We start from the raw sequence: 26462 nt of genomic DNA on the forward strand, positions 1-26462 counted from the left end.
CGAAGATAAAACAAGACACATTTCTATCGAAATTCATTTTAATCTCAAACCCATCCCGGAGGTGGAACAGGTCACTGCCTGACCTGTCCCGCCGGGACGGTTCTCTTAAAAACACCATATAGATTTTTGTACGCCGCCGCCCGCCATCGAGCAGAGTTTTACACCTAATTGGGGATAAAACAGCTCATGGCTGGCGGCGGTGTTGCCCTCATCGGCACCACCCTTGTACCTCTGCTCTCCGGACTGTTCGGTTAATCACAAAACAAGGAGGTAATCGCCTTTGGACAGCATACTCCAACAGATCACAGACTGGCTGAAAGAAATGCTCGTTTCAGCTATTATGGGAAATCTGTCGGGGATGTTTGAGTCCGTCAACAACCAGGTTGGCGAGATAGCAACCTCCGTTGGCATGACCCCGGCGAATTTTTCGCCGGGTGTCTTTGCCATGGTACGAAACATCTCCGAGTCAGTGATTATCCCAATCGCAGGCTTGATTCTGACCTTCATTGCCTGTTATGAGCTAATTCAGATGATTATTGACCACAACAATCTGGCAAATTTTGAAACCTGGATCTTCTTCAAATGGGTGTTCAAGACTTTTGTTGCGGTCATGTTAATCACAAACACATTCAATATCACGATGGCTGTGTTTGATGTGACACAGCACGTTATAAACGCAAGCGCCGGTATCATATCCGGAAATACTGCCATAGATGCTTCGGCATTGGAAACAATGGAAGAAACGCTGATGGCAATGGATTTGGGTCCTTTGCTCGGCTTGTTCCTGCAATCCTTTATCGTGCAGGTCACGATGTCCGCTTTGGCAATCATCATCTTTGTGATCGTCTACGGTCGAATGATTGAAATTTATCTGATGGTCAGCCTTGCCCCGATTCCGCTTTCCACTTTTGGAAACAGAGAACAGAGCAATATCGGACAGAATTATCTGCGTTCGCTGTTTGCAATCGGATTCCAGGGATTCCTGATTATGATCTGCGTGGGCATTTATGCGGTGCTGATTCAGTCTATCGCATTCAGTGATGACATCATCGGTTCTATCTGGGGTGTTATGGGCTACACCGTCCTTTTGTGCTTCACCCTGTTTAAGACTGGTTCGCTTGCGAAGGGTGTATTCAGCGCTCACTAAGGGAAGGAGGAAATTGTTTGGCAGCGTATATTCCCGTACCTCGTGACCTGACGAGGGTAAAAACAAAAGTGTTCTTCAATCTGACGAAACGGCAGTTACTTTGCTTTGGTGCGGCGGCGCTCATCGGAGTGCCGATTTTCTTTCTGGTCAAAGCAACCGGAAATGTGAGCCTTGCAGCACTGTCCATGATGATCGTCATGTTACCGTTGTTCTTTCTGGCAATGTATGAAAAGGATAGTCAGCCGTTGGAAGTGGTTGTAGAACACTTCATTCAGACCAAATTCGTTCGTCCCAAGGTTCGCCCTTATCAGACGGACAACTATTATGACGCTTTGATGCGTCAGTACAAACTGGAAAAGGAGGTTGAACGAATTGTTTTTCAAAAAGAAGCCACAGGCAAGAAACATCAAAATGCCTGCAAATCTGAATCGGAAGCAGCAGCGAGAAATTAAAGCTGTTGTGGAACGGGCAAAGAAGGACAACGGTATTCCGCAGACTGCACAGCAGTCCATTCCCTTTCAGAGAATGTTCCCGGATGGCATCTGCCGTGTCACTGACAGTTATTACACCAAGACCATTCAGTTTCAGGACATCAACTATCAGCTGGCACAGCAGGAAGATAAGACTGCCATCTTCGATGAGTGGTGCAGTTTCCTGAATTTCTTTGACAGCTCCATTCACTTTGAGCTTTCCTTTATGAACCTGAGTACCGATGCTGAAAGCTTTGAAAAGAGTATCCGTATCCCGTTCAAGAAGGACAGCTTCAATCCCGTCCGTGCCGAGTATAGCCAGATGCTGAAAAAGCAGTTGGCGCAGGGCAACAACGGCTTGACCAAAACCAAGTACCTGACATTCGGCATTGAAGCCGAATCCATGCGGCAGGCAAAGCCGAGACTCAACCATATCGAAAACGATCTGCTCAATAACTTTCGGCGTTTGGGTGTCATTGCCACTACCATGAACGGCAAAGAGCGGCTGCATCTGATGCACTCTATGTTCCACATGGGTGATAATGATAAGTTCTTCTTCGATTGGAAGTATCTTGTGGAATCCGGGCTGTCCGTAAAGGACTTCATTGCTCCGACGGCGTTTGCCTTTAAGACCAACCGCACCTTCCAGATGGGCAGTATCTTCGGTTCGATGTCTTATCTGGCAATTACGGCATCAGACCTGTCTGATCGTATGCTGGCGGATTTTCTGGATATGGAATCCACGCAGATCGTGACCATGCACATCCAGTCGGTTGACCAGACTGCGGCGATTAAGACCATCAAGAGAATCATCACCGAGCTTGACCGTTCCAAAATCGAGGAACAGAAAAAGGCTGTGCGTTCTGGCTATGACATGGACATTATCCCATCTGACCTTGCTACCTATGGTAAAGATGCGAAGTCACTTCTGAAAGAATTGCAGAGCCAGAATGAGCGAATGTTCATGGTGACATTTCTGGTGCTGAACACCGGGCGCACCGAGCAGGAACTGGAGAACAATGTGTTCCAGGCACAGAGCATCGCCCAGAAGCATAACTGCAATCTGCGTCGTTTGGATTTTCAGCAGGAATCCGGACTGATGAGCAGCCTGCCTTTGGCACAAAACCTGATTGAGATTCGTCGTGGCCTGACTACCAGTTCCACGGCTATTTTTGTGCCTTTCACCACGCAGGAGCTGTTCCAGAATGGTGGAGAAACGCTCTATTACGGGCTGAATGCTCTGTCGAACAACCTTATCATGGTGGACAGAAAGAAGCTCAAGAACCCCAACGGACTGATTCTGGGTACTCCCGGTTCCGGTAAATCCTTTTCCGCAAAGCGTGAAATCACCAATGCGTTCCTGGTTACGGATGACGATATTATCATCTGCGACCCCGAAGCGGAATATGCGGCTCTGGTTCACAAGTTCAATGGTCAGGTGGTAAAAATCAGCTCCTCCAGTACCAACTATATCAACCCTATGGACATCAACCTGAACTACTCTGAGGATGACAACCCGGTAGCACTGAAAGCTGATTTTATCCTGTCCCTCTGTGAGTTGATTATGGGCAGTAAGGATGGCTTGCAGCCTATCGAAAAGACGGTTATCGACCGTTGTGTGCATCAGATTTACCAGAGATATTTCGACAATCCTGCCCCTGAGAATATGCCGATCCTTGAGGATTTGTATGATGCCCTTCTGAAACAGGACGAAAAGGAAGCCCACCATGTAGCGACCGCCTTGGAAATCTATGTTAAGGGTTCTCTGAAACTGTTTAACAACAGAACCAATGTGGATATTCAGAATCGTCTGGTGTGCTTCGACATTAAGGAGCTGGGCAATCAGCTGAAAAAAATCGGTATGCTGATCGTTCAGGATCAGGTCTGGGGGCGTGTAACTGCCAACCGTTCTGCCGGTAAATCGACCAGATATTATATTGACGAGTTCCATCTGCTTCTGAAGGAAGAACAGACGGCAACCTATTCCGTAGAAATCTGGAAGCGATTCCGTAAATGGGGCGGCTTGCCGACCGGTATTACTCAGAATGTCAAAGACCTGCTTCGTTCCCCGGAGATTGCCAACATCCTCGAAAACTCTGATTTCATCTATATGCTGAATCAGGCAAGCGATGACCGAAGTATTCTGGCACAGCGGTTGAACATTTCGCCGCATCAGCTGTCCTATGTAACCAACTCCGGTGAGGGCGAAGGACTTCTGTTCTATGGCAATGTGATTCTGCCGTTCATTGACCGATTCCCGACAGATCTGGAACTGTATCGCATTATGACCACGAAGTTAAACGAGGTGGCACAGGAAAAGGAGGCGTAATGTATGGCGAAAAGACCTACACGACTCCGTTTTACCGAAGATGACCTTGCAGATTCTCATGTGAAGAAAGCTGCCGACCGTGCAGATAAGGCGGTTGATAGGGCTGAAAAAGCGGCAGACAAATTGGCTTCTAAAAAGGCAAAGCCGAAGCTAAAGCTGGAAACAGATGCAGCCGGTTCCCGTAAAGCAAAGCTCCGTTTTGAAAAAGCGGAGTTTACGGAAATCGAGCGCCCATCTGTGGCAAAGCACATGGCAAGCCGTGGTGCCGCAGTCACGCTCACATCCAAAGCACATCGGGCGGTGTCAGAATATGAGGATGATAATATCGGCGTTCAGGCTGTGCAGGAAACGACCAAGGCTGTTGAATCCACTGTCTATACCGTCGATCATGCCGTTTACAGTCACAAGCTGAAAGCCTACGACAAGGCGGAAAAGCTGGTTGAGAAGTCAGATAAAGCAAATGTAAATGCCCTGTATGAGAAGTTCAAAAAGGACAACCCCGATGCCGGTTCCAATCCCTTTTCCCGTTGGCAACAGAAAAGGGCAATCAAGAAAGAATATGCTGCCGCCAAAGCCGGTAAGAATACCGCTTCGACAACGGCTTCTGCATCTAAGGGTGCAGGCAAGGCAACGGGCAAAGCAGCTCAGGGAGCCAAGAACATCACAGAAAGAGTAACGGAGTTCTGCACCACACACTCTAAAACGATTCTGTTTGTTTTGATTGCCGGACTGCTTTTTATGATACTCTCAGGGATGTTCTCGTCTTGTTCGGCTATGTTCCAAGGCGGCACACAGATCATTCTGGGAACTTCTTTTACTGCAAAAGAGGAAGATATTATTGGTGCGGACAATGATTACAAGGCTTTGGAAGCTGCGCTCCGCAATAAAATCAATAATATCGAGCGTACTCATAGCGGATATGACGAGTACCGGTATGACCTTGATGAAATCAACCACAATCCTTATGAGCTGGCGGCGTATTTGACGGTGAAGTTTGAGGATTACACCAGAGATGAGGTGCAGGCTACCCTGCAATGGCTATTTGAGCAACAATATGAGCTGACCCTGACGGAAGTAGTAGAGATTCGTACACGAACAACATCTTCTACTGATCCCGAAACGGGAGAGACAACAACAGAGGAAGAAGATTACGAATATTATATTCTGAATGTGAAGCTCAGAAATAAGGGCTTGAACAGTGTGATTTCAAATTCCGGCTTGTCGGAAGATGATATGGAGCGATATAGAATTTTGCTTCAGACAAGGGGCAACAGACCGGATATTTTCGGAAATGACATTTACGCCACCCCTGGCGGCGAGTACACCGATTATGATATTCCGGGCGAAGCGCTGACAGACACAAGATTTGCCAATATGATTCGGGAAGCTGAAAAATATCTGGGATACCCGTATGTGTGGGGCGGCAGCAGCCCGTCTACCTCCTTTGACTGCTCCGGATTTGTTTCCTATGTAATCAATCACTGCGGAAACGGTTGGAGTGTTGGTCGTTTGACCGCAAACGGTTTGATGGGCGTATGCGACATTATCCCGAAAAGCTCTGCCAAACCGGGAGATTTGATTTTCTTCCAAGGCACTTATGATACCTCCGGTGCATCACACGTTGGTATCTATGTTGGCAATGGTATGATGATCCACTGCGGAAACCCCATTTCCTACGCTTCTATCGAATCGAATTACTGGCAACAGCATTTTTACTGCTTCGGCAGAATCAGAAACTAAAGGAGGGATGGCGATTGAGTGCCAAGTTAGACAGAATAGGTGCAGACCTTGAAAAAGCCCGTAAGAAACGGGCAGAATGGGATGCTAAGGTGAAAGACCTGGAACGCAGATACCGTGAGGAGGAAAATTCCGAAATCCATGAGATGGTTCATGCTGCGAACCTGAATCCCGAACAGCTTTCCGAGCTGCTCCGTATGTTTGCTGCGGATATGGCTCCGAAGCTGATACGATCAATACTATGAATGAGGAGGAAACGCAGAATGAGATTTAAGAAAATTGGAGCCGCATTGCTGGCGTGTGCAATGTGTTTTGGCGTGTTTTCTACAACGGCATTTGCTATGTAGATGAAAGCGTAGCGACTGAAGAACCTGCGGTCGAAGAAAAAGTTCCCGAAACAGAGCCGGAGGAGCCGATGCTACCGCTTACTCCCGACGGCAATCTGACTTTGGTTGATGACGCTGGCTCGCCTACGAAAAGCGGAAAGCAGTTCATTACCGCTGTAACCAAAAACGGAAACTACTTCTATATCATCATTGACCGTGATGATAAGGCGAGGAAACCGTGCATTTTCTGAATCAGGTGGATGAAGCCGACCTGCTCAAGCTGATGGACGAGGAAGAAGTTGCAGAGTTCACCAAGCCGGTTGAGGAAACAAAGCCGGAAGTAGTTGAAACAGTTCCTGAAATTACAGAACCGACACCGGAGGAAAAGCCGAAATCCACAAATATGCTCCCGGCGATTCTTACTCTGATTGTGCTTGCCTGTGGTGGTGGATTCTTCGTATTTAAGAAAGTCCAGGAAAAGAAGAAGGCACAGGAAGCGGCAAAGCCTGACCCAGATGCTGATTATGTGGACGATGACGAGGACTATGGGTACGATCCGGAGTTTGAGGACGACGATGAAGATAGCTCCGTCGATGAAGATGATAATGAACCTGTGTAAACAGGATAGGCTTGATGCCTGGGGCAGCCTTCGGGTTGCCTTTACATAGTTTCCGCTTTCAAAAAATAAAAAAATTTGCGTTTTTGAAAGTGACATCTTGCATATACTATTAGCAGACAGTATAATAAGTACAGCGAAGCGGTTTCGAGAAATGAAAAAACTTCAATTTTTGAAAGCGGGTGACTATATGAAAACAATCACGAGAGCAAAATATCTCGATAGAATCATTGAACTGAATGGTACTCCTGACATCAAGATCATCACGGGCATTCGTCGATCTGGTAAGTCCAAATTGATGCAGGCGTATATTGCGTATCTGAAAAGCAATTTTGAAAACATCAATATTATCTTCATCGACTTCATGGATTTGGCGTATGAAGAAATCAAGGAATACCATGCCTTACACGCCTATGTGGAAGAACATTATCAGGAAGGAAAAACGAACTACCTGTTTGTAGACGAGGTTCAGATGTGTCCCAAGTTTGAGTTGGCAATCAATAGCCTGTACTCTAAGGGAAAATACGACATCTATGTAACAGGCTCTAATGCTTTCCTGTTGAGTGCAGATCTGGCAACTCTGTTTACCGGACGCTATATTGAAATTCATGTGTTTCCTTTCAGCTTCCAGGAATATTGCCAGTATTATGATGATATTAGTGACAAAGATAAGCTCTTTGATGAGTACGCTATCAAGGGCGGTTTAGCAGGTTCCTATGCTTATAGAACCGAAAAAGACAGAACAAACTATATCAAAGAGGTCTACGAAACGATTGTTACAAGGGATTTGGTACAGAAATATACTCTCCCGGACACTTTGGTTTTACAACGTCTGAGCGAGTTCCTTATGGATAATATCAGCAACCTGACTTCTCCGAATAAGGTCAGTCAGCTACTGACAGCAAATGAGACTCCAACCAATCATGTAACCGTCGGCAAGTACATTAAGTATTTGTGCAATGCTTTTGTATTTTATGATATTAAGAGATATGACATCCGAGGTAAGAAATACCTTGAAAGCTCTGAAAAGTTCTATTTGTGTGACAGCGGTATTCGATATGCAATACTGGGAAGCAGAAATATAGACTATGGCAGAGTATATGAAAACGTTGTTTGTATCGAGCTTCTTCGCCGTGGATATGATGTCTATGTCGGCAAGCTCTATCAAAAGGAAATCGACTTTGTTGCTCAGAGAGGTAGCGAAAAGATTTATATTCAGGTCAGCGACAACATTTCCGGGCAGGAAACATTTGAGAGAGAATGCTCTCCTCTGCTTCAGATTCGAGACGCTTATCCGAAAATGATTATTGCCAGAACCAAACATCCCCAATATAGCTATGAAGGAATCGAAATTCACGATATAGCCGATTGGTTGCTACAAGAATAAGCAAGGTGAAATATCTCCGTCATTCTCTTTTGAAATGATGGAGATATTTTTATTATGACGGAGATTGTAGAACAGAAAATTGTATCAGGTTGCAAAAATCCTTTCCGAACTTTTTACATAGCAGTCATGCACTACGGTGTGTGGCTGCTTATTTTTTTGTGAAAGGAGCAGATGCAAATGAAATTAGTTTTGGCTGAAAAGCCTTCGGTTGCACAGAGTATTGCCAAAGTGTTAGGTGCTGCCAAGCGTGAGGATGGCTACTTAGAGGGAAACGGATATGTGGTCAGCTGGTGTGTAGGGCATTTGGTGGAGCTGGCACAGCCGGAAGTCTATGATGCGAAGTACAGCAAATGGGCTTATGCAGACCTTCCTATCTTCCGATGGACTGGCAGTATGAGGTTCTGCCGGTACGAAAAAACAGTTTGGGATTCTGAAAAAGCTCATGGCCAGAGAAGATGTTGCGAGTCTTGTGTGTGCAACAGATGCCGGTCGTGAGGGCGAGCTGATCTTTCGGTTGGTGTACCACAAAGCCGGGTGCAGAAAGCCGTTTGAGCGGCTTTGGATTTCCTCGATGGAAGATGTAGCAATCAAGGAGGGCTTTGAAAATCTCAGGTCTGGAACGGAATATGATGCTTTGTATGAAGCAGCACTGTGTCGAGAACGAGCCGACTGGATTGTTGGTATTAACGCTACTCGACTTTTTTCGACCCTTTACGGGCAGACCCTGAATGTTGGTCGTGTTATGACCCCTACCCTTGCTATGGCTGTTATGCGAGAAGCTGCCATTTCCGCATTCAAGCCTGAACTGTTCTACACAGTTCAGATTGGATTGGATGGTTTTACGGCTGCAAGCGAACGCTTCAAAACCAAGGCAGCAGCCGAAGCTGTCAAACAAAGCTGTTCGGTGGCAATCGTTCAGAAAGCTGAATGTAAGGAGAAAACAGAAAAGCCGCCTGCGCTCTATGACCTGACCAGTTTACAGAGAGAAGCCAACCGTGTGCTTGGCTACACGGCACAGCAGACCTTGGACTACACGCAGAACCTCTATGAAAAGAAACTGGTCACTTATCCCCGTACCGACAGCAGGTTTCTGACGGAAGATATGGCACATAGCCTGACCGACCTCGTAAAGCTGGCTTTCCACACATTCCCCGTGGAGGATGTGGATAACATACCAGTTCATGCAGAGCAGGTTGTGAATAACAAAAAGGTCACAGATCACCATGCCATCATTCCGACCAGAGAATTGCAGAAATGCAATCTGAGCGAACTTCCCAAGGGTGAACTTGCAATTTTGCAACTGATCTCGAATCGGTTGTGCGTAGCTGTTGGCGATCCGCACCGATACGCAGAGACAGTTATTGAGCTGGACTGTGGCGGTACCGTGTTTTCCACCAAAGGCAAAACTGTTGTGCAGGATGGATGGAAAGCTCTGGTTCAGAAAAATGATTCGACAAAATCCGACGAAAACGTGCAGACACTCCCTTCTGTTTCCGTTGGTGACGAAATGACCGTCAGCGGCACGGAAATCAAGGAAGGGAAAACATCTCCCCCTAAACACTTTACCGAGGATACTCTGCTTTCTGCTATGGAAACTGCCGGTGCGGACGAAATGCCTGATGAGGTGGAGCGCAAAGGTTTGGGAACGCCTGCGACCCGTGCCGGTATCATTGAGAAGCTGGTTCGCATCGGTTTTCTGGAGCGTAAGGGTGATAAGAAAACCAAACACCTGATTCCGACCCACAAGGGTACGGCTCTGGTAACAGTCATGCCGGAACAGATTCAGTCCCCATCCATGACGGCGGATTGGGAAGAAAAATTGTTGCTCATTGAGAAAGGCGAATATGCCAGCGAGGACTTTATGGACGAGATCAAAGATGTGATTGCCGGTCTGATTCAGAACTATGAAGTAATCCGTGATTCCGAGGTTATGATGTCGAAAGAAGCCAATTCTATCGGCAAATGCCCGCTCTGCGGCAGTGCTGTAGAGGACAAAGCCAAGGCATTTTTCTGTTCCAACAGAGCTTGCAAATTTGCCCTCTGGAAAAACAATCGCTACTTTGCGAGCATCGGCAAGAGCATGACTTCTGCCACGGCGCAGAAATTGCTTGGTTCCGGCAAGGTAAAGCTCAAGAATTGCAAGTCCGAAAGAACGGGCAACACCTTTGATGCCACCGTCTTTATGGAGGTATCAGATGATGGCAAAACGAAGTTCAGTATGGAATTTGAAAATGGAGGAAAGCGCAAATGACAAATGAGTACAACCCGGATGGTAAGGAAATCCGATTTATCGACAGCCATTATAAGGATTTGTTTCATATCCCCGATGGCAGCTGTGTGCAGATTCACTACCCGGATGAAATGGTTGTGAAGCCCTGCACCTTCATTGACGAGTATCATACGCAGATCGGATACAATGTGTTTCATATCTGCCAGTTTGCAGAAATTATGGAGCGCAACGGCGCAAGCTATATGCCGGAGCCTGAGATTATGGGCGATGAAGCCGCATGGAAGGTCGGAAAGGATAGAATCCTTGCGGTGCAGACCTGCGAAGATGGTTACGACTACACCCTGTTGGATGAAAACTACAACGAGATTGATGGCGGTCAGGTTGATAACCCTGAACTGTCCATGCTCGAAGTCCGCCGGGATATTCTGGAATCCTTCGGGCTGGAGCGCCGGGAACTGCGGGCAATGTTCTATGAGGATGTCATGGAGCAGGCTTTTGAAGTCGGCAGACAGGCGGTGGTGGTCAATGACCCTATCGCTGAGCTTGCTTTTAAGCTCGACCGTTTTGCAGAGAACTTCGACCCCTATGAATATATGGATCAGGTCGATGATGTGCAGGCGCATATCCAAGAAATCAAGGCAGATCTTGCCGCTGGTAATACGGCTCCGTATCGTGAGTTCCTGAATACAGCCATTGAAGAAGCCCGTGAGGAAACTGCGGTTGAGGTTGCCAAAGTGCTGAAAAGTCAGCTGGATAAGCTCGACTCTCCGAAGCGTGAGTCGGTCATGGAAAAACTGGCACAGGCCGCAGAAAAAGCTGCGCCTGCCAGTCCCTCTCCCAAACGCAAAGAGCCTGAACGATAAGGAGGACACGGATATGAAAAACGAAAAATGGGATGATGTTCACGGAAATACCACCCCGGATGACAGAATGGTTGCTTTTCTGGAAAGCCCCACGGATTCCTATGCGATTCTTCAGCTGCGGGAAGATGTAGACGATAATATCCCGCTCATGTTTGCAAATTACAGCTACCTTCAGAAGAAAGAAATGGAGCCTGAGATTGACCGTTACGAGGTGGTCTATCATGGCTCCATTTCTATGTCCGAGGATGTGAATCGGCAGCTGGAAGATTTGTATGTAAAGTTCAATATTGACCACCCGGATGATTTCCGTGGTCACAGTATGTCGGTCAGCGACATCGTAGCCTTAAAGGTAGTCGGTGAGGTATCCTTTCACTATGTAGATTCTGTTGGGTTTCAGAAGCTGGAAAACTTTATGAAGTCCGAAAACTACCTGAAAAACGCAGAGATGGCAATGGAAGATGATTATGGGATGATTGACGGTATCATCAATAACGGAAAAGCGTCCGGATTAGAGGAACGTCCTTCGGTGTTGGAGCAGTTAAAGGAAAAGCCCGTGCCGGATGTTTCCCATAAGCCGCCCAAGAGCCACCCGGAAAGGGAGATTGAATGATGGATTTCACACAGGATGAGCGGAACATGATGATGCTTTACAGCCCTGGCACAAGGTCAGGGCTGTGTGAAGCACTGACACTGATGAAGGAACAGCTTTCGGAGGACGAGTCAGAGCTTTTTGCTTTGGCAGACTCGGTTCTCCGTAAAGTTTCAGCCATGGACGATGCCGCCTTTGAGAAGCTGAACCTTTATCCGGATTGATAGGATTGGAGGGATACAATGAACGCAAAAGAGCGATTTTATTCCGGATTAGCAAAAGAAACGATTGGGAAAATCACCTCGAACACAGATAACTGGACTTCGTTTTTGAGAACGATGTCCCGCAACTATGAGTTCACCTATCCGGAACAGGTGATGATTTATGCTCAGCGCCCCAATGCGACCTTTTGCAAGCCCTATGAGGACTGGAACGCTGAAAATTACCGCAGATATGTAAAGCGTGGCTCTACCGGCATTGCTCTGTTTGTGATGAACAGGGATAAACCGTATCTGCGCTATGTGTTTGATGTGGCGGATACCGGCGTTCGCCGTTCTTCCCCGGAACTGAAACCGTGGGAGGTGACGCCTGAAAACCGCTCCTATGTCATGGAAGCGATGGAGCGTACCTTCGGTGTTGCCGCTGACGGGGTACTGGAAGCACAGCTTGAAGATATTGCATCCGCACTGGCGGCTGAGTATTGGGACGATTACAAAAAGCAGTTCCTCGACATCGTTGCCAACAGCTTCCTTGAGGAGTATGATGAACTCAACATCGAAGTAGCTTTCAAAAATGCGGTGGCAAACAGCGTATCCTATACGATGTATTGCCGGTTCGTGGAAAGTCCCGACAACTACTTCGAGCATGAGGATTTCCAGAAGGTGTTTGATTTTAACACCAGACAGACGGTAAATGCCCTTGGTACTGCGGTGAATGCCATCAGCACAAGGATGCTTCAGGAAATCGAAAAAGCGATTGGAGAACATGAGCAGATTAAAGCTACCGAAAGGAGTACAGATTATGAGCGAGATGACTTACAGACAGGCCGGAGATTATCAGATTCCGAACCTTCAGTTGGAGAACGAGGGAGAGAAACCTCTGGGCAAGTACGGCAGGATGCGTCGAGCATTTTTGGAACAGAACAATCCGATGCTCCTGAACGACATGATTCTGACGGAGAGCCTGTTCCCGCACCTGTGGGAGATCGAGGAAACAGCGAAAGCCAGAGTGGAGTTTCTGATGGAGCAGTACCTGAAGGACAGCCCCGCACCGGACAAGGAAACGCAGCAGATGGCGTGGGTGCAGCACATGAACAGCCTGAAAGCACAGGCGGAGGAAGTCGTGATGACGGAGCTTATCAACAGCTGAGTCTGAACCTTTTCCTCTCCGAAAATGAACAAATCAGTTTTATCGACCGAGCAGAGAGCTTTACGCCCTCTGCTTTTTCTTTTGCCCAGGAAGAAATCGACCACTTCCTTCTGCTTGGTAGCAATACCGATGAAGCCCGAAAAGTCGTAGCGCTGGAATATATGAAGCAGAAGCCGTTGGAAGAAATCGTTCAGACCTTAAAGCAGGTCTATCACGGCGGCTATGGTCTGAAAGAAGATAGCGGGAATATCTGTGCGTGGTATGCCGAGGACGGTATCCACCTTGCCAAAGGTTCCTCTGCCATTGACAGCCCCAGAGCGCAGATCGTTTCTTGGGAAACGGTTGCCGAGCGCATTGGAGAACTGCTTGAAAATGGTCGGTTCGCAACTAATGTGGAACTGGTAGAAGCATCCGGATATGAGCGTCAGAAGTTGGCAGAATCCCTGTGGCATCTTTATCACGATTTGAGTGAAGAAGCCCGTTCCAGCAACTATCTGGCAATTCTTCATCAGGAACCGTTTCGTGGTTTCCCTGACGAAACCGCAGACTTGGCTGAAAAGTTGGATGACCCTCGTTTCCACGCAACCTTGGTACAGCAGTATTCGGAATTTAGAAAAACCCTTGCGGAAAATCCCGATCTGCTTCGTTTTCACTATCACAAGCTGAATCTCATTCAGAAACAGCTGTATGAGTTGAATATGCCTTTGCGTGAGTATCAGACCGATATGATGCAGATGCCCCTTGTCCGCCAGTTCATTACGGATGATGAAGTCAATGCAGACTTGACCCGTGGAAGCGGCTTTTCCGGTGGTAAAGCCCGTATTTATAACTACTGGCAGGAGAATCATTCTGCCAAGGAAAAGATGGACTTCCTGAAGCATGAATACGGAACCGGTGGTCATTCCCATGCCTGCTCTGGTGCAACGCACAGCGGTCAGGATCACGATGCCAAGGGTGTTGCTTACACCAAGAGCGGTTGCGATAAATTGCAGATGTCCTGGGCGCAGGTGGTGCAGAGAATCGACGGTCTGATACGAAAGGGACGCTACCTCAGCCCGGAGGAAGAAGCGGAACGACAGGCTATCGAAGAAGCTAAAACTGATCCGTTGGAAGATGTTTATGACCGTTTCGCAGTGATTGATACCGAGGATGGCGAGTATGCGATCTGGGATAATCAGACCGATGACTACTATGTAGACCCGGAAGGCGTTACGGAATACTTCACGGACGAATGGCTTGCCAATGACTATTTGGAGGAAGTTCGTCAGTCCGTAGCTGCGATGGAGTCGGTTCAGCCAGAAGCGCCTGTGGCAGAGCCTGCCGAAGTTGTGGAAGCATCTGCTTCCGAGGAACCGAAATGGAATTATCAGGTCGGTGACACGGTATATCTGGACGATACAGCTTTCCGTGTGGAGCAGATCACGGACAGAGAAGTTCAGCTGCGTGACCCTACGCTTGCTTATCCCATCTTCCGTGCCGAGAATCGTGAGAATTTCGAGCGTATGCTCTCTCAGGACGAAAGAAACCATGCGGTAAGGGTTGATGCCCAAACCGAAGAAAAGCCCGTTACAGAGGATTTTCTGGGCAAAACCGAACCGAGGGACTACACCCCTGAGTATCAGCTGTTAGACCGTCTGCGTATGGACTGCGAATACTTCCTTGGTGCAGGACAGCACAGCGAAAAGCATCTGTGGGCAGGCAACCGCCATGCACAGATTGCCAAGATGCGTGAGCTGTATGAAATGATTCCCGACAAACCAGAATGGCTGACACCTGAGATGATTAACAGCTACGAGGAGCGCATGGCTCCCCGCTATCTGGTTGCCGCCTACCATCACTTTGAAAACGGCTTCGATGATAAACTGGACTACTACACTCTGGAAGAAGCGGAAAAAGCTGCCCAGGGCTATGTGGACGGAACCATGGAGGATGACGGATTCAAGTACGATGGTGCTGCCGTTTACGATCAGCAGGAGCATAAGTGCATCCGTATCTATGGGGACTACCCTGACGAAAAGGCACACGCACAGGTCAGAGCCAGTGCGGAACCCGAACAGCAGGAACCGGAACACTTCATCGATCATTTTTATGTTGCCGAGGACATTCAGAAGCGGGGTGCGCTGGACATCAAGGAATACAGTTCCTTTGATGATGCCCTGCGAGCCTACTATGCACTTCCTGACACGCAGAGAAAAGCCCTGGGTGCAATGAATACCAGAGATCTGCCGGGTAGTCTGGACTTCGTACAGTGCGTAGATGGAAAGGACACCATCATTCAGGATTATGCCCAGGTGGACGGATGGCAGAATGCCGAAGTCATGGACATTATCGCTCAGCTTGAGCAGTCCATCACCACCAGAGAAATCCCACCTGTTCCTGCGGTGAACTTCCACATCACGGATGACAACATCGGTGAAGGTGGACCGAAGCAGAAATTCGCAAGAAACATCGCAGCCATTGAAACTCTGTTCAAACTGGAAAGCGAGAACAGGAACGCCACTACCGAAGAACAGGAGATTTTGTCGAATTATGTCGGTTGGGGCGGTCTGGCAGATGCCTTTGACCCGGACAAGGGAAATTGGGCGAAGGAGTATCAGACACTGAAAAACCTGCTTTCCGAAGATGAATATGCTGCGGCAAGAGCTTCCACCCTGAACGCACATTACACCAGCCCTACGGTCATTCGCTCCATCTACGATGCGGTCGGACAGATGGGCTTTGAAACAGGAAATATTCTGGAGCCTGCTATGGGTATCGGCAACTTCTTTGGTATGCTCCCTCCTGAAATGCAGAGCAGCCGTTTGTATGGTGTGGAACTGGATTCCATCACCGGCAGAATTGCTCAGAAGCTCTATCCCAACGCAGAAATCAAAGTAGCCGGTTTTGAAACGACAGACCGCCGAGACTTTTACGATCTGGCTGTGGGTAATGTCCCTTTCGGCAACTACAAAGTGTCCGACAAGCCGTATGACAAGCTGGGATTCTCCATTCACAACTATTTCTTTGCCAAGGCTTTGGATCAGGTTCGTCCCGGTGGTGTGGTCGCTTTTGTGACAAGCCGTTACACCATGGATTCCAAGAACTCTGACGCAAGGCGATATATGGCGCAGAGGGCGGAACTGCTTGGTGCAATCCGTCTGCCAAACGATGCCTTTAAGAAAAACGCAGGCACGGAAGTCGTGTCCGACATCCTGTTCCTGCAAAAGCGTGACCATCCGATTGACATTGTACCGGAATGGGTAAACCTTGACCGCACCGAAGAAGGACACACCATGAACAGCTACTTTGTCGCTCATCCTGAAATGGTTCTGGGCGATACGGTGGAAGAAAGTACCGCCTACGGCATGGACATTACAGTGCGTCCCATTGAGGGCATGGAACTGTCCGAACTTCTGAAAGAAGCAGTTTCCCACATCCAAGGAACCTATCAGGCTGTGGAGCTTCCCGAAGCTGACAAGGGTAAGGAAATCGAAACCATTCCTGCAACCCCGGATGTAAAGAATTTCTCTTATACCGTGGTGGATGGCAATGTGTACTTCCGTGAAAACTCCCTGATGCGCCGTGTAGACCTGAATGAGAAAGCAAAAGACCGTGTGATGGGCATGGTGGAACTTCGTGGTATCGTCAACGAGCTGATCGAATATCAGCTTGAGGATTACCCGGATGAAATGATTACTCAGAAACAGGCAGAACTGAATGATGCCTACGATGCGTTTGCCGCAAAGAACGGGCTTATCAATAATCGAGCCAATGGTCAGGCATTTGCTGACGATTCCTCCTACTATCTCCTGTGTTCTCTGGAAAATGTGGATGAGGACGGCAATCTGAAAAGCAAGGCGGATATGTTCACCAAGCGAACCATCAAGCCGGAACGCAGAGTGACGAGCGTGGATACGCCGTCCGAAGCTCTGGCAATCTCTATCGGTGAGCGTGGCAAGGTGGATTTGCCGTTTATGGCACAGCTGCTTGGAACACCTGGAGAATACGATGCGATTCAGGCAGAGCTTCGAGGGGTGATCTTCAAAGACCCGATGGCTCCCGATGCTGTGGAAGTTGGATGGCAGACTGCCGATGATTACCTTTCCGGTGATGTAAGAAGCAAGCTGCGTGTCGCACAGATGGCGGCAGACAGGGATTCTTCCTTCCACATCAATGTGGAAGCCTTGCAGAAAGCACAGCCGAAGGACTTGGATGCGTCCGAGATTGATGTGCGTTTGGGTGCAACATGGATTGATGCCGATTATATTCAGCAGTTCATGGAGGAAACCTTTGAAACGCCGTATTACTTGCGCCGTTCCATTGAGGTCAAGTTCTCCGAGCTGACCGCAGAGTGGCGCATCAACGGTAAGAGTTCTCCCAACTACAACGATGTGGCGGCGTATGTCACCTACGGTACAGAGCGAGCAACGCATATCGGATTCTGGAGGAAACGCTGAATCTGAAGGATATTCGTATCTATGATACGATTGAAGATGCAGATGGTAAGCAGAAGCGTGTCCTCAATAAAAAAGAAACTACCCTGGCACAGCAGAAACAGCAGGCAATCAAGGATGCGTTCCGAGATTGGATTTGGAGAGATCCGCACAGACGAGAAACCCTTTCCACCAAGTACAACGAACTTTTTAACTCCACCAGACCTCGTGAGTATGATGGCTCTCATATCCGTTTCGGCGGCATGAACCCGGATATTACCCTCCGTGAACACCAGAGAAATGCTATCGCTCATGTGCTATATGGTGGAAATACGCTGCTTGCACACGAAGTTGGTGCGGGCAAGACCTTCGAGATGGCTGCATCGGCTATGGAGAGTAAACGGCTTGGATTGAGCCAGAAATCCCTGTTCGTTGTGCCGAATCACTTGACCTTACAGTGGGCAAACGAGTTCCTGCACCTCTATCCGAGTGCCAAGCTCCTTGTTGCCACCAAGAAGGATTTTGAAACAGCAAACCGTAAGAAGTTCTGCGCTCGTATCGCAACGGGTGACTATGATGCAGTCATCATCGGTCACAGCCAGTTTGAAAAAATCCCGCTTTCTGCCGAACGACAGGAACGGCAGCTGCGGGAGCAGATTGATGAGATCGAGGGTGCGATTGCGGAGCTGAAATGGCAGCGTGGCGAAAACTTCACGATCAAGCAGATGGAGAAAACACGAAAATCATTGGAAGCCAGACTGGACAAGCTCCTTGCCGCTGACAAGAAAGATGATGTCATTACCTTTGAGCAGTTGGGTGTAGACCGGCTGTTTGTGGACGAAAGCCATGCGTTCAAGAATTTGTTCCTCTACACAAAAATGCGAAATGTGGCAGGTCTGTCCACCTCCGAAGCCCAGAAATCTTCGGATATGTTTATGAAGTGCCGCTATATGGATGAGCTGACCGGCGGGCGTGGTGTGATCTTTGCAACCGGTACTCCAGTAAGTAACTCGATGACCGAGCTTTATACGGTCATGCGCTATCTCCAGTACAGTACGCTCCAGCAAAAGAACCTGACCCATTTTGATTCCTGGGCATCGACCTTCGGAGAAACAACAACTGCGATTGAGCTTGCACCGGAGGGAACCGGCTATCGTGCCAGAACCCGATTTGCGAAGTTCTTCAACCTGCCTGAACTGATGAATATGTTCAAGGAGGTTGCCGACATCAAGACCTCTGACCAGTTGCATCTCCCTGTTCCCGAAGCAAAGTTTGAAACGGTTGTGGTTCAGCCCTCTGAGTACCAGAAGGATATGGTGGCTTCCCTTTCAGAGAGAGCAGCAGATGTTCATGCCGGTATTGTAGACCCGTCCGTCGATAATATGCTCAAGATTACCAGCGACGGACGAAAATTGGGACTGGATCAGCGGCTAATGAACACCCTGTTACCCGATGACCCTGACAGCAAGCTCAATGCCTGCGTGGGAAATATCCTGCGTATCTGGCAGGACGGTCAGGCTGACAAATTGACCCAGTTGGTGTTCTGCGACCTTAGCACACCGAAAAATGATGGAACCTTCAATGTCTATGATGATGTCAAAACCAAGCTGATTGCAAACGGTGTGCCTGCGGAAGAAGTTGCCTTTATCCATGATGCAGATACCGAGGCAAAGAAAAAAGACCTCTTTGCCAAGGTTCGTACCGGGCAGGTGCGAGTGCTTCTTGGCAGTACGCAAAAGATGGGTGCAGGAACCAACGTCCAGGACAAATTGGTGGCAGTTCACCACTTGGATGTGGGTTGGCGTCCGTCTGATATGACCCAGAGAAACGGTCGTATCATCCGTCAGGGCAACCGGAACAAAGAGGTTCAGGTGTATCAGTATGTGACCGAGGGAACCTTCGATGCCTACCTGTATCAGACCTTGGAAAACAAGCAGAAGTTTATTTCTCAGATTATGACCTCCAAATCACCGGTTCGCTCCTGTGACGATGTGGATGAGCAGGCGCTGTCCTATGCGGAGATCAAGGCGCTGTGTGCCGGCAATCCGCTTATCAAGGAAAAGATGGACTTGGACATTGATGTGGCAAGGCTGAAGGTGCTGAAAGCTGACCACCAGAGCCAGCAGTACCGTATGGAAGATAAGCTTCTGAAATACTTCCCGGCTGAGATTGAAAAGCAGACAGGCTATATTCATGGCTTTGAAGCTGATATTAAAACCGTGGAAGCACACCCGCAGATTGCCGATGGCTTTTGCGGCATGGAAATCATGGGCAAAGCCTACACCGAAAAGGCAGATGCCGGTGAAATCCTCCTTGCGGCTTGTAAGGACACGAAAAGTGCCGATCCGGTTCCTCTTGGCAGTTACCGTGGCTTTCAGATGGAGCTTTCGTTTGACAGTTTCCGGAACGAGTTCGATGTGACCCTGAAGGGCGCTGTGAGCCACAGAGTAGCCCTTGGAACGGACGCACGAGGAAATATCACCCGACTGGACAATGCCCTTGCAGGCATCCTTGAGCGCTTAGAACGAGCCAATGAGCAGTTGAATAATCTCTACAATCAGCAGGAAGCAGCCAAGGCGGAGGTTGGAAAACCGTTCCCGCAGGAAGCAGAGCTGACAGCCAAAAGTCAGCGACTGGCAGAACTGGATGCAGCCCTGAATATGGAGGACTCTGTGGAAAATCGTGACGAAAGAAGCGAGTCAGAGCGTCCTTCTGTGTTGGCTGATCTGAAATCCAAAGCGGAGCATATCCCGCCTGCAAAATACTCTGAAACCCGTGAGGAGGTGTTGTAATGGCAAAGCGAGATCAGGATGTTCATTTCCTTGCATCCAAGGAGGAGGTCGAGCGAATCCATGAGAAGATGGACGAGCTTGGCATCCGCAGCATGGGAGCCTATCTGCGGAAAATGGCTCTGGATGGTTACTGTATCAGACTGGATTTGCAGGATGTGAAAGCCCTGGTTTCGCTCCTGCGAATCTGCTCCAACAACCTGAACCAGTACGCAAAGCGAGCGAACGAAACAGGCAGCATCTATCGTGCTGACATTGAGGATTTGCAAAAACGGCTGGAGGAGATCTGGACGGACATGAGAGAAGTTCTTGTTCGCCTGTCCTCAATCCAGTAATCCGACAACTTGTTGGGAAGTCGCAGTTTCGGCTGCGGCTTTTACATAAGGGTTGACATCATTGCGTTATGGCAGATACCCTTGTACAATATAATTAAAAGAAAGGGGTTGAGCCTATGAAGCTGGTATTGAAGATATTGGCACTGCCGGTGCTGTTCGTTGTAAAAGTGATTTGCATTCTTGGAAATCTGCTTACAAATGTTGTGTCCTATGTAATTGGTTTATTGCTCTTGGTCATTGGCGGATCTGCGATTTACTGCATTGTAAAGGCTTTGTGGCAGTCCCTGCTTATTCTTGTGGTTCTTGGAATTGCGACAATAGCAGCGGTGTTCTTGCTCGTCTGGGCTGTTATGAAAGTCGAGAATATTGGAGAAAGTCTGGGAGCATTTATCAGGTCATAAGATAATATCAGAGAAAAGTCACCGACCGGTGGCTTTTTCTTTTTGGGAAGGAAGTGATGGGAATGGCAGCGACAAGATTGATTGCACTCCATGTGAATAAGGGAAAGACGGTCGCTCAATGTTTGGCAGACAGAACCGACTACTCACAAAATGCCGCAAAAACCAATGATGGCGAATTTATCAGTTCCTATGAGTGTGATCCAAAGACAGCAGATGAGGAATTTCTGCTTTCCAAACGGCAGTATCAGCATATTACCGGCAGACAGCAGAAGAACAATATCATCGCATACCAGATACGCCAGTCCTTTAAGCCGGGAGAAATCACCCCGGAAGAAGCGAACCAAGTCGGCTATGAAACAGCGATGCGATGGACAAAGGGAAAACACGCTTTCATCGTTGCGACCCACATCGACAAATCCCACATTCACAATCATATCATTTATAATTCGACCTCGCTGGATGCCACACGGAAATTCAAAAACTTCTTTCTTTCCGGTCTGGCGGTGCAAAGACTCAGTGATATGGTTTGCCTGGAACACGGGCTGTCCATTATTACACCGAAGCCGTATCGGGAGCGCCAGAAAAGAACTGTTTATCCCAAGAAGCGTACCCAGCGTGACGAATTATGTGATGCGATTGATGCGGTGCTGAAGCAGAAACCAAAGAGCTTTGATGGCTTTGTTCAGGCTCTGGCTGACATGGGATTTGAGTTCAAGGATGGAAAGCAGCCTGCGTTCAAGGGCGAGAATCAGAAGCGTTTCATTCGGCTGCGTTCCCTGGGCGAAGGATATAGCAAAGAGGAAATTCAAGCGGTTATCTCCGGCAAGAACCTGCACAAATCAAAAGGCGGCTCTGCCAAGCTCCTGCCCCGAGCAGTTCCAGATGCTGATTGATATTCAGGCAAAGATGGCCGAGGGCAAGACGGTCGGTTATGAAAAGTGGGCGAAGAAGTTCAACCGAAAAGAAGCTGCCCGAACGGTAATCCTACTGAAAGAAAAAGGCTTGGGCAACTACGACGATCTGACTGCTCATATTGAAAATCTGTCTGCCCGGTTCGATGCGCTTTCTGATTCTATCAAGGTCGCAGAGAAACGTATGGTTGAGGTTCAGGCGTTGCAGCAGCACATCAAAAATTATCGCAACACAAGGCAAATTTATATCGAGTACCGCAAGTCTGGATATAGCAAAAAATTCTTTGAAGAACACCGTCAGGAAATCACAATTCATAAAGCGGCGAAGCAAGCCTTTGATGAATTGCAGATTACAAAGCTCCCGTCCATGCAATCATTGTATGAGGAGTTTCATCAGCTGGCAGTCCAGAAAAAGCAGGACTACGCTGAGTACCGTCAGATCAGAAAAGAGAAAGAAGAACTGCTGATTGCCAAACGGACGGTTGAAACGATTTTGAATATCGACAGGCAGAAAGAGCAGGAAAAAGAGAAAGAGAAAGAGGAAAAGAAGAACTTCCGTTAAAGCAAAAAGCCACGGTCTGCACTCCCCAAAGGGTGCGGATCGTGGCTGCTTTTTTGCTTTTCGATTTCGGTGCTTTCAACCATGGGCAAATTTTTATTCTACTGTTCTTTGAGAAACGATTGAAAATCGTGTAGCCATCATCGGCAGATGATGTTCAAAGGGGATTGGGGATGCTTCCCCAACAAGCAAATTTGCGAAGATTGCACCGAAGGGAAAATCGAGAAAATGAGTGAACCTGTACAGGTTTACACTGCTTGCCAATTTGTGAGATTATGAATTTAGTATCGAGAATAGGGTACACCTAAATTTTGCAATGCTGCAACCCTATCATCGTTGCATGGATGAGTTGAGTATATTGCACTGAGAAAACCATCATGCGGAACATCTGAGATATGTTGGTCTAATACCGTCGCTAATTCAAGACCAAAACCAATTTTATAAGCAAATTCATCAGCCAGATACTCATTTTGTCTCATAGACCACATCAGAAAAAGCATACAGAACTTTACCCATAACCAAGAAAGTGCTGTTGATATTCCTGCGAAAACTGCGGTAATTATACCCATTACACCACTACGAGAGCATATTGCGAACAGCCCCATGATTGCAGAAAAAATCCAGTAGGATATTTTGATTAACAGGAGGCACCCGGATATAAATATATTGCCCCCGCCAATCAATAATTGGATAACAGTATGTCCGTATGAGAGATGTCCGATCTCATGGGCGAGAATTCCAAGTATCATATCATCGGAGAGTAAAAGCAATCCGTCAGTTATGCATAGTGTTTGCCTACCTAGAGCAAATGCATTTGGAGCAGGATCATGGATAATCTTCACTTTCACTTTTTTAGGACAGTATGATGTGTTCTCTTTTGCTTTATCTAAAACATATTGAACCAGCGGGACAACTCGAAGTTTTATATCTACTCTTTTTATATCGCTTGCTCCTGCGAAGGCAGCCAGGCACATTTCGCCTAATGGGGATAAGCTGATAGCTACTGTGAAAAAGTAAATACAAATCAGTTCAACAATGCTTCCTGACGAACCGAACACAGCAACAATCAGCAGAATATTAAGAGTAAAGAACAGAAGAGTTCCTAAGTTTGAGAAGCGAACAATTCTGCCTACACGATGCCAAATATCCATAATGCACCCCCCTTTTATCGTGTTGTTGGTTTGAGCTTGCATTGTTTAATTACTCAAATGTAAAGAAATCTTTGTTTCGCTCTTTGAACAGAGCAAAGACAGTCTCTAACACAAATTCGTTTTCAACACCAACATATTCTTCTGTTTCATCGTCAATTTCTTTCAGCTGCAAAATAACAACTTGCCCATCCGAATCTCCAATAGGAAGCAGGACAACATATTCGTTCTGGCGATACGGTATTAAGTCAAGAAATTCAAATTCAACTTCGTTCCCATTCTCATCATTCAAAGTTATAATGTTGTCTTCATCCATGTCGTCGTTCCTTTTCTTAATATAAATAATTATCGTTGATAATGATGCCTAATAGTTCAAAGAGATTATCCTTTTTGGAAAGAATGCATTTTTTCATGGCTTGTTTAATTTGTTCCGTTGAAATGCTATCAGGCAACATTTCCCTTGGGACACCATGACCGAATTGCCGAAAATACTGTTCTTCGATTTCATAATACTCATTATCAATTTTCGGTTCAGGTGTATTAAGGAAGCTATTCATAAAATCTGCAACGCTCTTGTTTTTGTCCATTGTATGCACCTACCTTTCTCTGCTCAAGACCCTAACATGATTATCTGGTCTAATAGAATCAATCATTGAAGAAAAAATACCAAACGCTGTAGGAAAGAAATTTGCTAATAGCTCTAATTTGCCTTGGTCTCCCATAGACGCTTCAAAAAAGTGGGCAAAGGCTTCTGCTTGTAGATTGCCCGGTCTCGTCCAATAGTTCCTTGAGTGACCATAATTTCCGTGCAATTGACCATTTGTTGTCGCATCAATTAAGTCCGAGAAGGAGTGAGCTGAATCCTGCCTAATACGGGTCAGAAAAGCAGTTTGCTTTTCCACTGGAAGATTGTTATATAAGCTCAGGATTCTTTGTCCGTCCTCAACCAGTGCCTCAGCAAATTCTGGAGTATTGGATAGATTGCTCCGATAGTTGCACGAAGCATGGTCGATCATGTGAGCAAGCTCGTGGAAATAAGTTGTTCCTGCACCTCTTGGATTTGTCATATCAGAAGCTGCATTGTAGTAGACTCCTCGTGAATGCCCTATATAATTTCCCGGTGAGTAATGTGCTGTCTGATCCGGTGGATATTCAGAATCTTGTATCATCAGTTTACCAGCGAAATGGTCAAACACTTCTCTGACATTCTGCTCTGCATTTTCATGGCGTTGTGATATAACAGCGATATATCCGTCTGGTGTGCTACCTTGGGTTAGCACGCCAAGGCAATACTGATAAGACGAATTACCAACATTAGGTGTTTGCAGACCCTGGAGGAAAGAATTTCGTGCAGAAGGAGTGTCCAAATTAACATTATCATATTCTTGTACACTTTTGGCAAGTGAAGCAACGTATTTTTCGGCCTGAAGCATAATCTGTAAAATATCATTCAGGGCTTTGTTGCAATCTTTTACGATAGTTCCCAGCTCATCGTACTTCTTGTCATTCCATCCAATTCCCAATTGCTGATATTTCATCTTCACAGAACTTCTTGTAGTTTCGATAGAAGAAATGGAGGTCCGCATATTTTTCAGTATTGTCAGTAATTGAGTTGCATCAGCATTTACGTTGCTCAAACACTCACCTCCTCATTTGTTAATCATTTCGAGTGTAGCTACCTGTTACTAAAACCGGGATATATGTATCAAGCGATTGAGCTGCAAGTGTTCGATGTCGCCCATCACTCTGAAATACATAATAAGAACCTACCTGCGCAACCTGGACAGGATTATTGTAATAGCTACGAATGGTATCATCTAACACTGGGTTTTGTGAAAGCTCATCCAAAGACATTCCTGACTCAGTATTTTGACGAACATCTTGGATGTGCGAAGCTCGCCTTAGAATGTTTTCTCTCGACCATCCCTCTCGACCATTCCGTGTCCAAAATCCTTCCGGGTTCCCAAGTTCTCGGTCACTGAGATAAACTCCTTCAATATCCCTTGCTCTAACGTATACGAGTTCTGGATTTTCATTTCGAGAAAAGGTATAGTTCCCGTTCTCCCAATAATCTCGATATTCTTCATAGTGATTTCCACGGGAAAAATATCGTTCAGCTGATAGTCTGTCTTGAACAAATGCAAGATTAGAACCAAAGGTATTTGACTCAAAGGTGGTTGTATCTGCACTTGATGGTGTAACAGCAAAACTACTGGTCTGAGGTGTGCTTGCAGATATTCCATTTGTAGATCCTAGTTGAACACTTTCGTATTCACTAAGGCTCTTGGCGAGTAAAGCCACATATTTTTCTGCTTGAAGCATAATTACCAATATGTCATTGAGAGCCTTGTTGCAGTCTCTTACAACCACGCCCAACTCGTTGTATTTTTTATCTTGCCATCCAGCACCTAACTGTTCATATTTCATCTTTACAGATTTTTTGGTAGTTTCGATGGAGGAAATGGAATCCTGCATTTTTTTCAGCATTGCGAATAGCTGAACGGAGTCAGCATTTACCATACTCATTTCATCACCTCCTGGCAGCGGATTTTGTGAAGTGCAAAGCGGCGATGTGTCAGGAAAGTCTGACACATCACTGCTTCGGCAAGATTTAATTTAGAGAGGAAAGAAATTGTTCCAACTCAGCAGCGGTCGGTGCAATGTACGGTTTCATCTGGTAAGTATCCTTAACACCGTCTGTGAAGTATACGCTCCTTTCTTTTTTCGTTTTGTTGGTTCATTTTCGCCAGTGTGTTCGTGTCGTTTGCTGTGACGAGAACGCAACATAGACACAAAGAAAACACAAGGGCGAGCTTGCTCGTTTATATACCCTTGTGTTTTCGAC

Annotated in this window: 18 protein-coding genes and 6 pseudogenes; 18 read left to right on the forward strand and 6 right to left on the reverse strand. The window is 47.0% G+C overall.

Annotation, left to right across the window (positions count from 1 at the left end):
- Window positions 1-171: 171 nt before the first annotated feature.
- The 12 genes and pseudogenes from DXA97_RS03275 to DXA97_RS03330 form a co-directional block, all read left to right on the forward strand.
- Window positions 172-255: pseudogene (locus DXA97_RS03275) on the forward strand (Maff2 family protein); the annotation flags it as partial.
- A gap of 25 nt (window positions 256-280) precedes the next feature.
- Window positions 281-1147 (forward strand): VirB6/TrbL-like conjugal transfer protein, CD1112 family, encoded by an 867-nt coding sequence (locus tag DXA97_RS03280; protein ID WP_002304374.1) that lies wholly within the window; start codon window positions 281-283, stop codon window positions 1145-1147.
- 17 nt (window positions 1148-1164) lie between these two features.
- Complete coding sequence (locus tag DXA97_RS03285) at window positions 1165-1599, forward strand: PrgI family protein (protein WP_002304375.1); 435 nt, start codon at window positions 1165-1167, stop codon at window positions 1597-1599.
- Complete coding sequence (locus DXA97_RS03290; protein WP_002588967.1) at window positions 1559-3946, forward strand: VirB4-like conjugal transfer ATPase, CD1110 family; 2388 nt, start codon at window positions 1559-1561, stop codon at window positions 3944-3946. Before DXA97_RS03285 ends, DXA97_RS03290 begins: the two co-directional genes overlap by 41 nt.
- Before the next feature lie 3 nt (window positions 3947-3949).
- Complete coding sequence (locus DXA97_RS03295) at window positions 3950-5686, forward strand: C40 family peptidase (RefSeq protein WP_002304377.1); 1737 nt, start codon at window positions 3950-3952, stop codon at window positions 5684-5686.
- Between the two features lie 14 nt (window positions 5687-5700).
- Complete coding sequence (locus DXA97_RS03300) at window positions 5701-5928, forward strand: DUF4315 family protein (protein WP_118651389.1); 228 nt, start codon at window positions 5701-5703, stop codon at window positions 5926-5928.
- An 18-nt stretch (window positions 5929-5946) separates the two neighbouring features.
- Window positions 5947-6628 (forward strand): annotated as a pseudogene (locus DXA97_RS03305) (DUF4366 domain-containing protein).
- Between the two features lie 151 nt (window positions 6629-6779).
- Entirely contained in the window at window positions 6780-8012 is a 1233-nt protein-coding gene (locus DXA97_RS03310; RefSeq protein ID WP_002304383.1) for an ATP-binding protein, read from the forward strand.
- Window positions 8013-8189: 177 nt separating this feature from the next.
- A pseudogene (locus tag DXA97_RS03315) lies at window positions 8190-10263 on the forward strand (DNA topoisomerase 3).
- The gene (locus tag DXA97_RS03320; RefSeq protein ID WP_002304387.1) at window positions 10260-11105 is read left to right on the forward strand and encodes an LPD16 domain-containing protein; all 846 of its coding nucleotides are present in this window, start codon (window positions 10260-10262) and stop codon (window positions 11103-11105) included. Before DXA97_RS03315 ends, DXA97_RS03320 begins: the two are co-directional and overlap by 4 nt.
- A 13-nt stretch (window positions 11106-11118) precedes the next feature.
- Complete coding sequence (locus tag DXA97_RS03325; protein ID WP_002304389.1) at window positions 11119-11715, forward strand: YodL domain-containing protein; 597 nt, start codon at window positions 11119-11121, stop codon at window positions 11713-11715.
- A complete protein-coding gene (locus DXA97_RS03330) occupies window positions 11712-11918 on the forward strand; it encodes a transposon-transfer assisting family protein (RefSeq protein ID WP_002578948.1) in 207 nt (68 codons plus the stop codon). Before DXA97_RS03325 ends, DXA97_RS03330 begins: the two co-directional genes overlap by 4 nt.
- Window positions 11919-11966: 48 nt before the next feature.
- On the opposite strand, the gene DXA97_RS20670 is transcribed toward DXA97_RS03330, so the two are convergent.
- Window positions 11967-12560, reverse strand: a complete 594-nt coding sequence (locus tag DXA97_RS20670) for a hypothetical protein (protein WP_021386789.1) — start codon at window positions 12558-12560, stop codon at window positions 11967-11969.
- A 163-nt stretch (window positions 12561-12723) separates the two neighbouring features.
- On the opposite strand from DXA97_RS20670, the gene DXA97_RS20675 reads away from it, so the two are divergent.
- The 6 genes and pseudogenes from DXA97_RS20675 to DXA97_RS03350 all read left to right on the forward strand — a co-directional run bounded on the left by DXA97_RS20675 (window position 12724) and on the right by DXA97_RS03350 (window position 22472).
- The gene (locus DXA97_RS20675) at window positions 12724-13062 is read left to right on the forward strand and encodes a TnpV protein (protein ID WP_118199520.1); all 339 of its coding nucleotides are present in this window, start codon (window positions 12724-12726) and stop codon (window positions 13060-13062) included.
- A 1640-nt stretch (window positions 13063-14702) separates the two neighbouring features.
- Window positions 14703-14807 (forward strand): annotated as a pseudogene (locus DXA97_RS20680) (LPD11 domain-containing protein); the annotation flags it as partial.
- Between the two features lie 633 nt (window positions 14808-15440).
- Window positions 15441-20266 (forward strand): annotated as a pseudogene (locus DXA97_RS20685) (SNF2-related protein); the annotation flags it as partial.
- Entirely contained in the window at window positions 20266-20598 is a 333-nt protein-coding gene (mobC, locus tag DXA97_RS03340) for a plasmid mobilization relaxosome protein MobC (protein WP_002578947.1), read from the forward strand. The pseudogene DXA97_RS20685 and the gene mobC, both read left to right, overlap by 1 nt.
- Before the next feature lie 116 nt (window positions 20599-20714).
- Complete coding sequence (locus DXA97_RS03345; protein WP_002578946.1) at window positions 20715-20999, forward strand: hypothetical protein; 285 nt, start codon at window positions 20715-20717, stop codon at window positions 20997-20999.
- Between the two features lie 62 nt (window positions 21000-21061).
- Window positions 21062-22472: pseudogene (locus tag DXA97_RS03350) on the forward strand (relaxase/mobilization nuclease domain-containing protein).
- 278 nt (window positions 22473-22750) lie between these two features.
- On the opposite strand, the gene DXA97_RS03355 reads toward DXA97_RS03350, so the two are convergent.
- The 5 genes from DXA97_RS03355 to DXA97_RS03375 are packed head-to-tail and all read right to left on the reverse strand — an operon-like array spanning window position 22751 to window position 26143.
- A complete protein-coding gene (locus DXA97_RS03355) occupies window positions 22751-23620 on the reverse strand; it encodes a zinc metalloprotease HtpX (protein ID WP_002588966.1) in 870 nt (289 codons plus the stop codon).
- 49 nt (window positions 23621-23669) lie between these two features.
- Window positions 23670-23933, reverse strand: a complete 264-nt coding sequence (locus tag DXA97_RS03360; protein WP_002304397.1) for a DUF1292 domain-containing protein — start codon at window positions 23931-23933, stop codon at window positions 23670-23672.
- A 16-nt stretch (window positions 23934-23949) separates the two neighbouring features.
- Entirely contained in the window at window positions 23950-24204 is a 255-nt protein-coding gene (locus DXA97_RS03365; protein ID WP_002588965.1) for a hypothetical protein, read from the reverse strand.
- A gap of 9 nt (window positions 24205-24213) precedes the next feature.
- Window positions 24214-25254: a hypothetical protein gene (locus tag DXA97_RS03370; RefSeq protein WP_002304399.1), complete on the reverse strand. Its 1041-nt coding sequence runs from the start codon at window positions 25252-25254 to the stop codon at window positions 24214-24216.
- Between the two features lie 19 nt (window positions 25255-25273).
- Window positions 25274-26143, reverse strand: coding sequence for a hypothetical protein (locus tag DXA97_RS03375; RefSeq protein WP_002578944.1), 870 nt, complete (start codon window positions 26141-26143; stop codon window positions 25274-25276).
- Between the last annotated feature and the right edge of the window lie 319 nt (window positions 26144-26462).

The organism is Clostridium sp. OF09-36, assembly GCF_003481985.1.
Lineage (GTDB): Bacteria > Bacillota > Clostridia > Lachnospirales > Lachnospiraceae > Brotaphodocola.

What these genes read in the sequence shown, in the direction of transcription:
- DXA97_RS03320 (WP_002304387.1), top strand. Translation starts at nt 10,260, where the DNA reads ATGACAAATGAGTACAACCCGGATGGTAAGGAAATCCGATTTATCGAC.
- DXA97_RS03345 (WP_002578946.1), top strand. Translation starts at nt 20,715, where the DNA reads ATGAAGCTGGTATTGAAGATATTGGCACTGCCGGTGCTGTTCGTTGTA.
- DXA97_RS03310 (WP_002304383.1), top strand. Translation starts at nt 6,780, where the DNA reads ATGAAAAAACTTCAATTTTTGAAAGCGGGTGACTATATGAAAACAATC.
- DXA97_RS03290 (WP_002588967.1), top strand. Translation starts at nt 1,559, where the DNA reads ATGCCTGCAAATCTGAATCGGAAGCAGCAGCGAGAAATTAAAGCTGTT.
- DXA97_RS20675 (WP_118199520.1), top strand. Translation starts at nt 12,724, where the DNA reads ATGACTTACAGACAGGCCGGAGATTATCAGATTCCGAACCTTCAGTTG.
- DXA97_RS03360 (WP_002304397.1), bottom strand. Translation starts at nt 23,933, where the DNA reads ATGGATGAAGACAACATTATAACTTTGAATGATGAGAATGGGAACGAA.
- DXA97_RS03325 (WP_002304389.1), top strand. Translation starts at nt 11,119, where the DNA reads ATGAAAAACGAAAAATGGGATGATGTTCACGGAAATACCACCCCGGAT.
- DXA97_RS03330 (WP_002578948.1), top strand. Translation starts at nt 11,712, where the DNA reads ATGATGGATTTCACACAGGATGAGCGGAACATGATGATGCTTTACAGC.
- DXA97_RS20670 (WP_021386789.1), bottom strand. Translation starts at nt 12,560, where the DNA reads ATGCTCGAAGTAGTTGTCGGGACTTTCCACGAACCGGCAATACATCGT.
- DXA97_RS03295 (WP_002304377.1), top strand. Translation starts at nt 3,950, where the DNA reads ATGGCGAAAAGACCTACACGACTCCGTTTTACCGAAGATGACCTTGCA.
- mobC (WP_002578947.1), top strand. Translation starts at nt 20,266, where the DNA reads ATGGCAAAGCGAGATCAGGATGTTCATTTCCTTGCATCCAAGGAGGAG.
- DXA97_RS03375 (WP_002578944.1), bottom strand. Translation starts at nt 26,143, where the DNA reads ATGAGTATGGTAAATGCTGACTCCGTTCAGCTATTCGCAATGCTGAAA.
- DXA97_RS03355 (WP_002588966.1), bottom strand. Translation starts at nt 23,620, where the DNA reads ATGGATATTTGGCATCGTGTAGGCAGAATTGTTCGCTTCTCAAACTTA.
- DXA97_RS03365 (WP_002588965.1), bottom strand. Translation starts at nt 24,204, where the DNA reads ATGGACAAAAACAAGAGCGTTGCAGATTTTATGAATAGCTTCCTTAAT.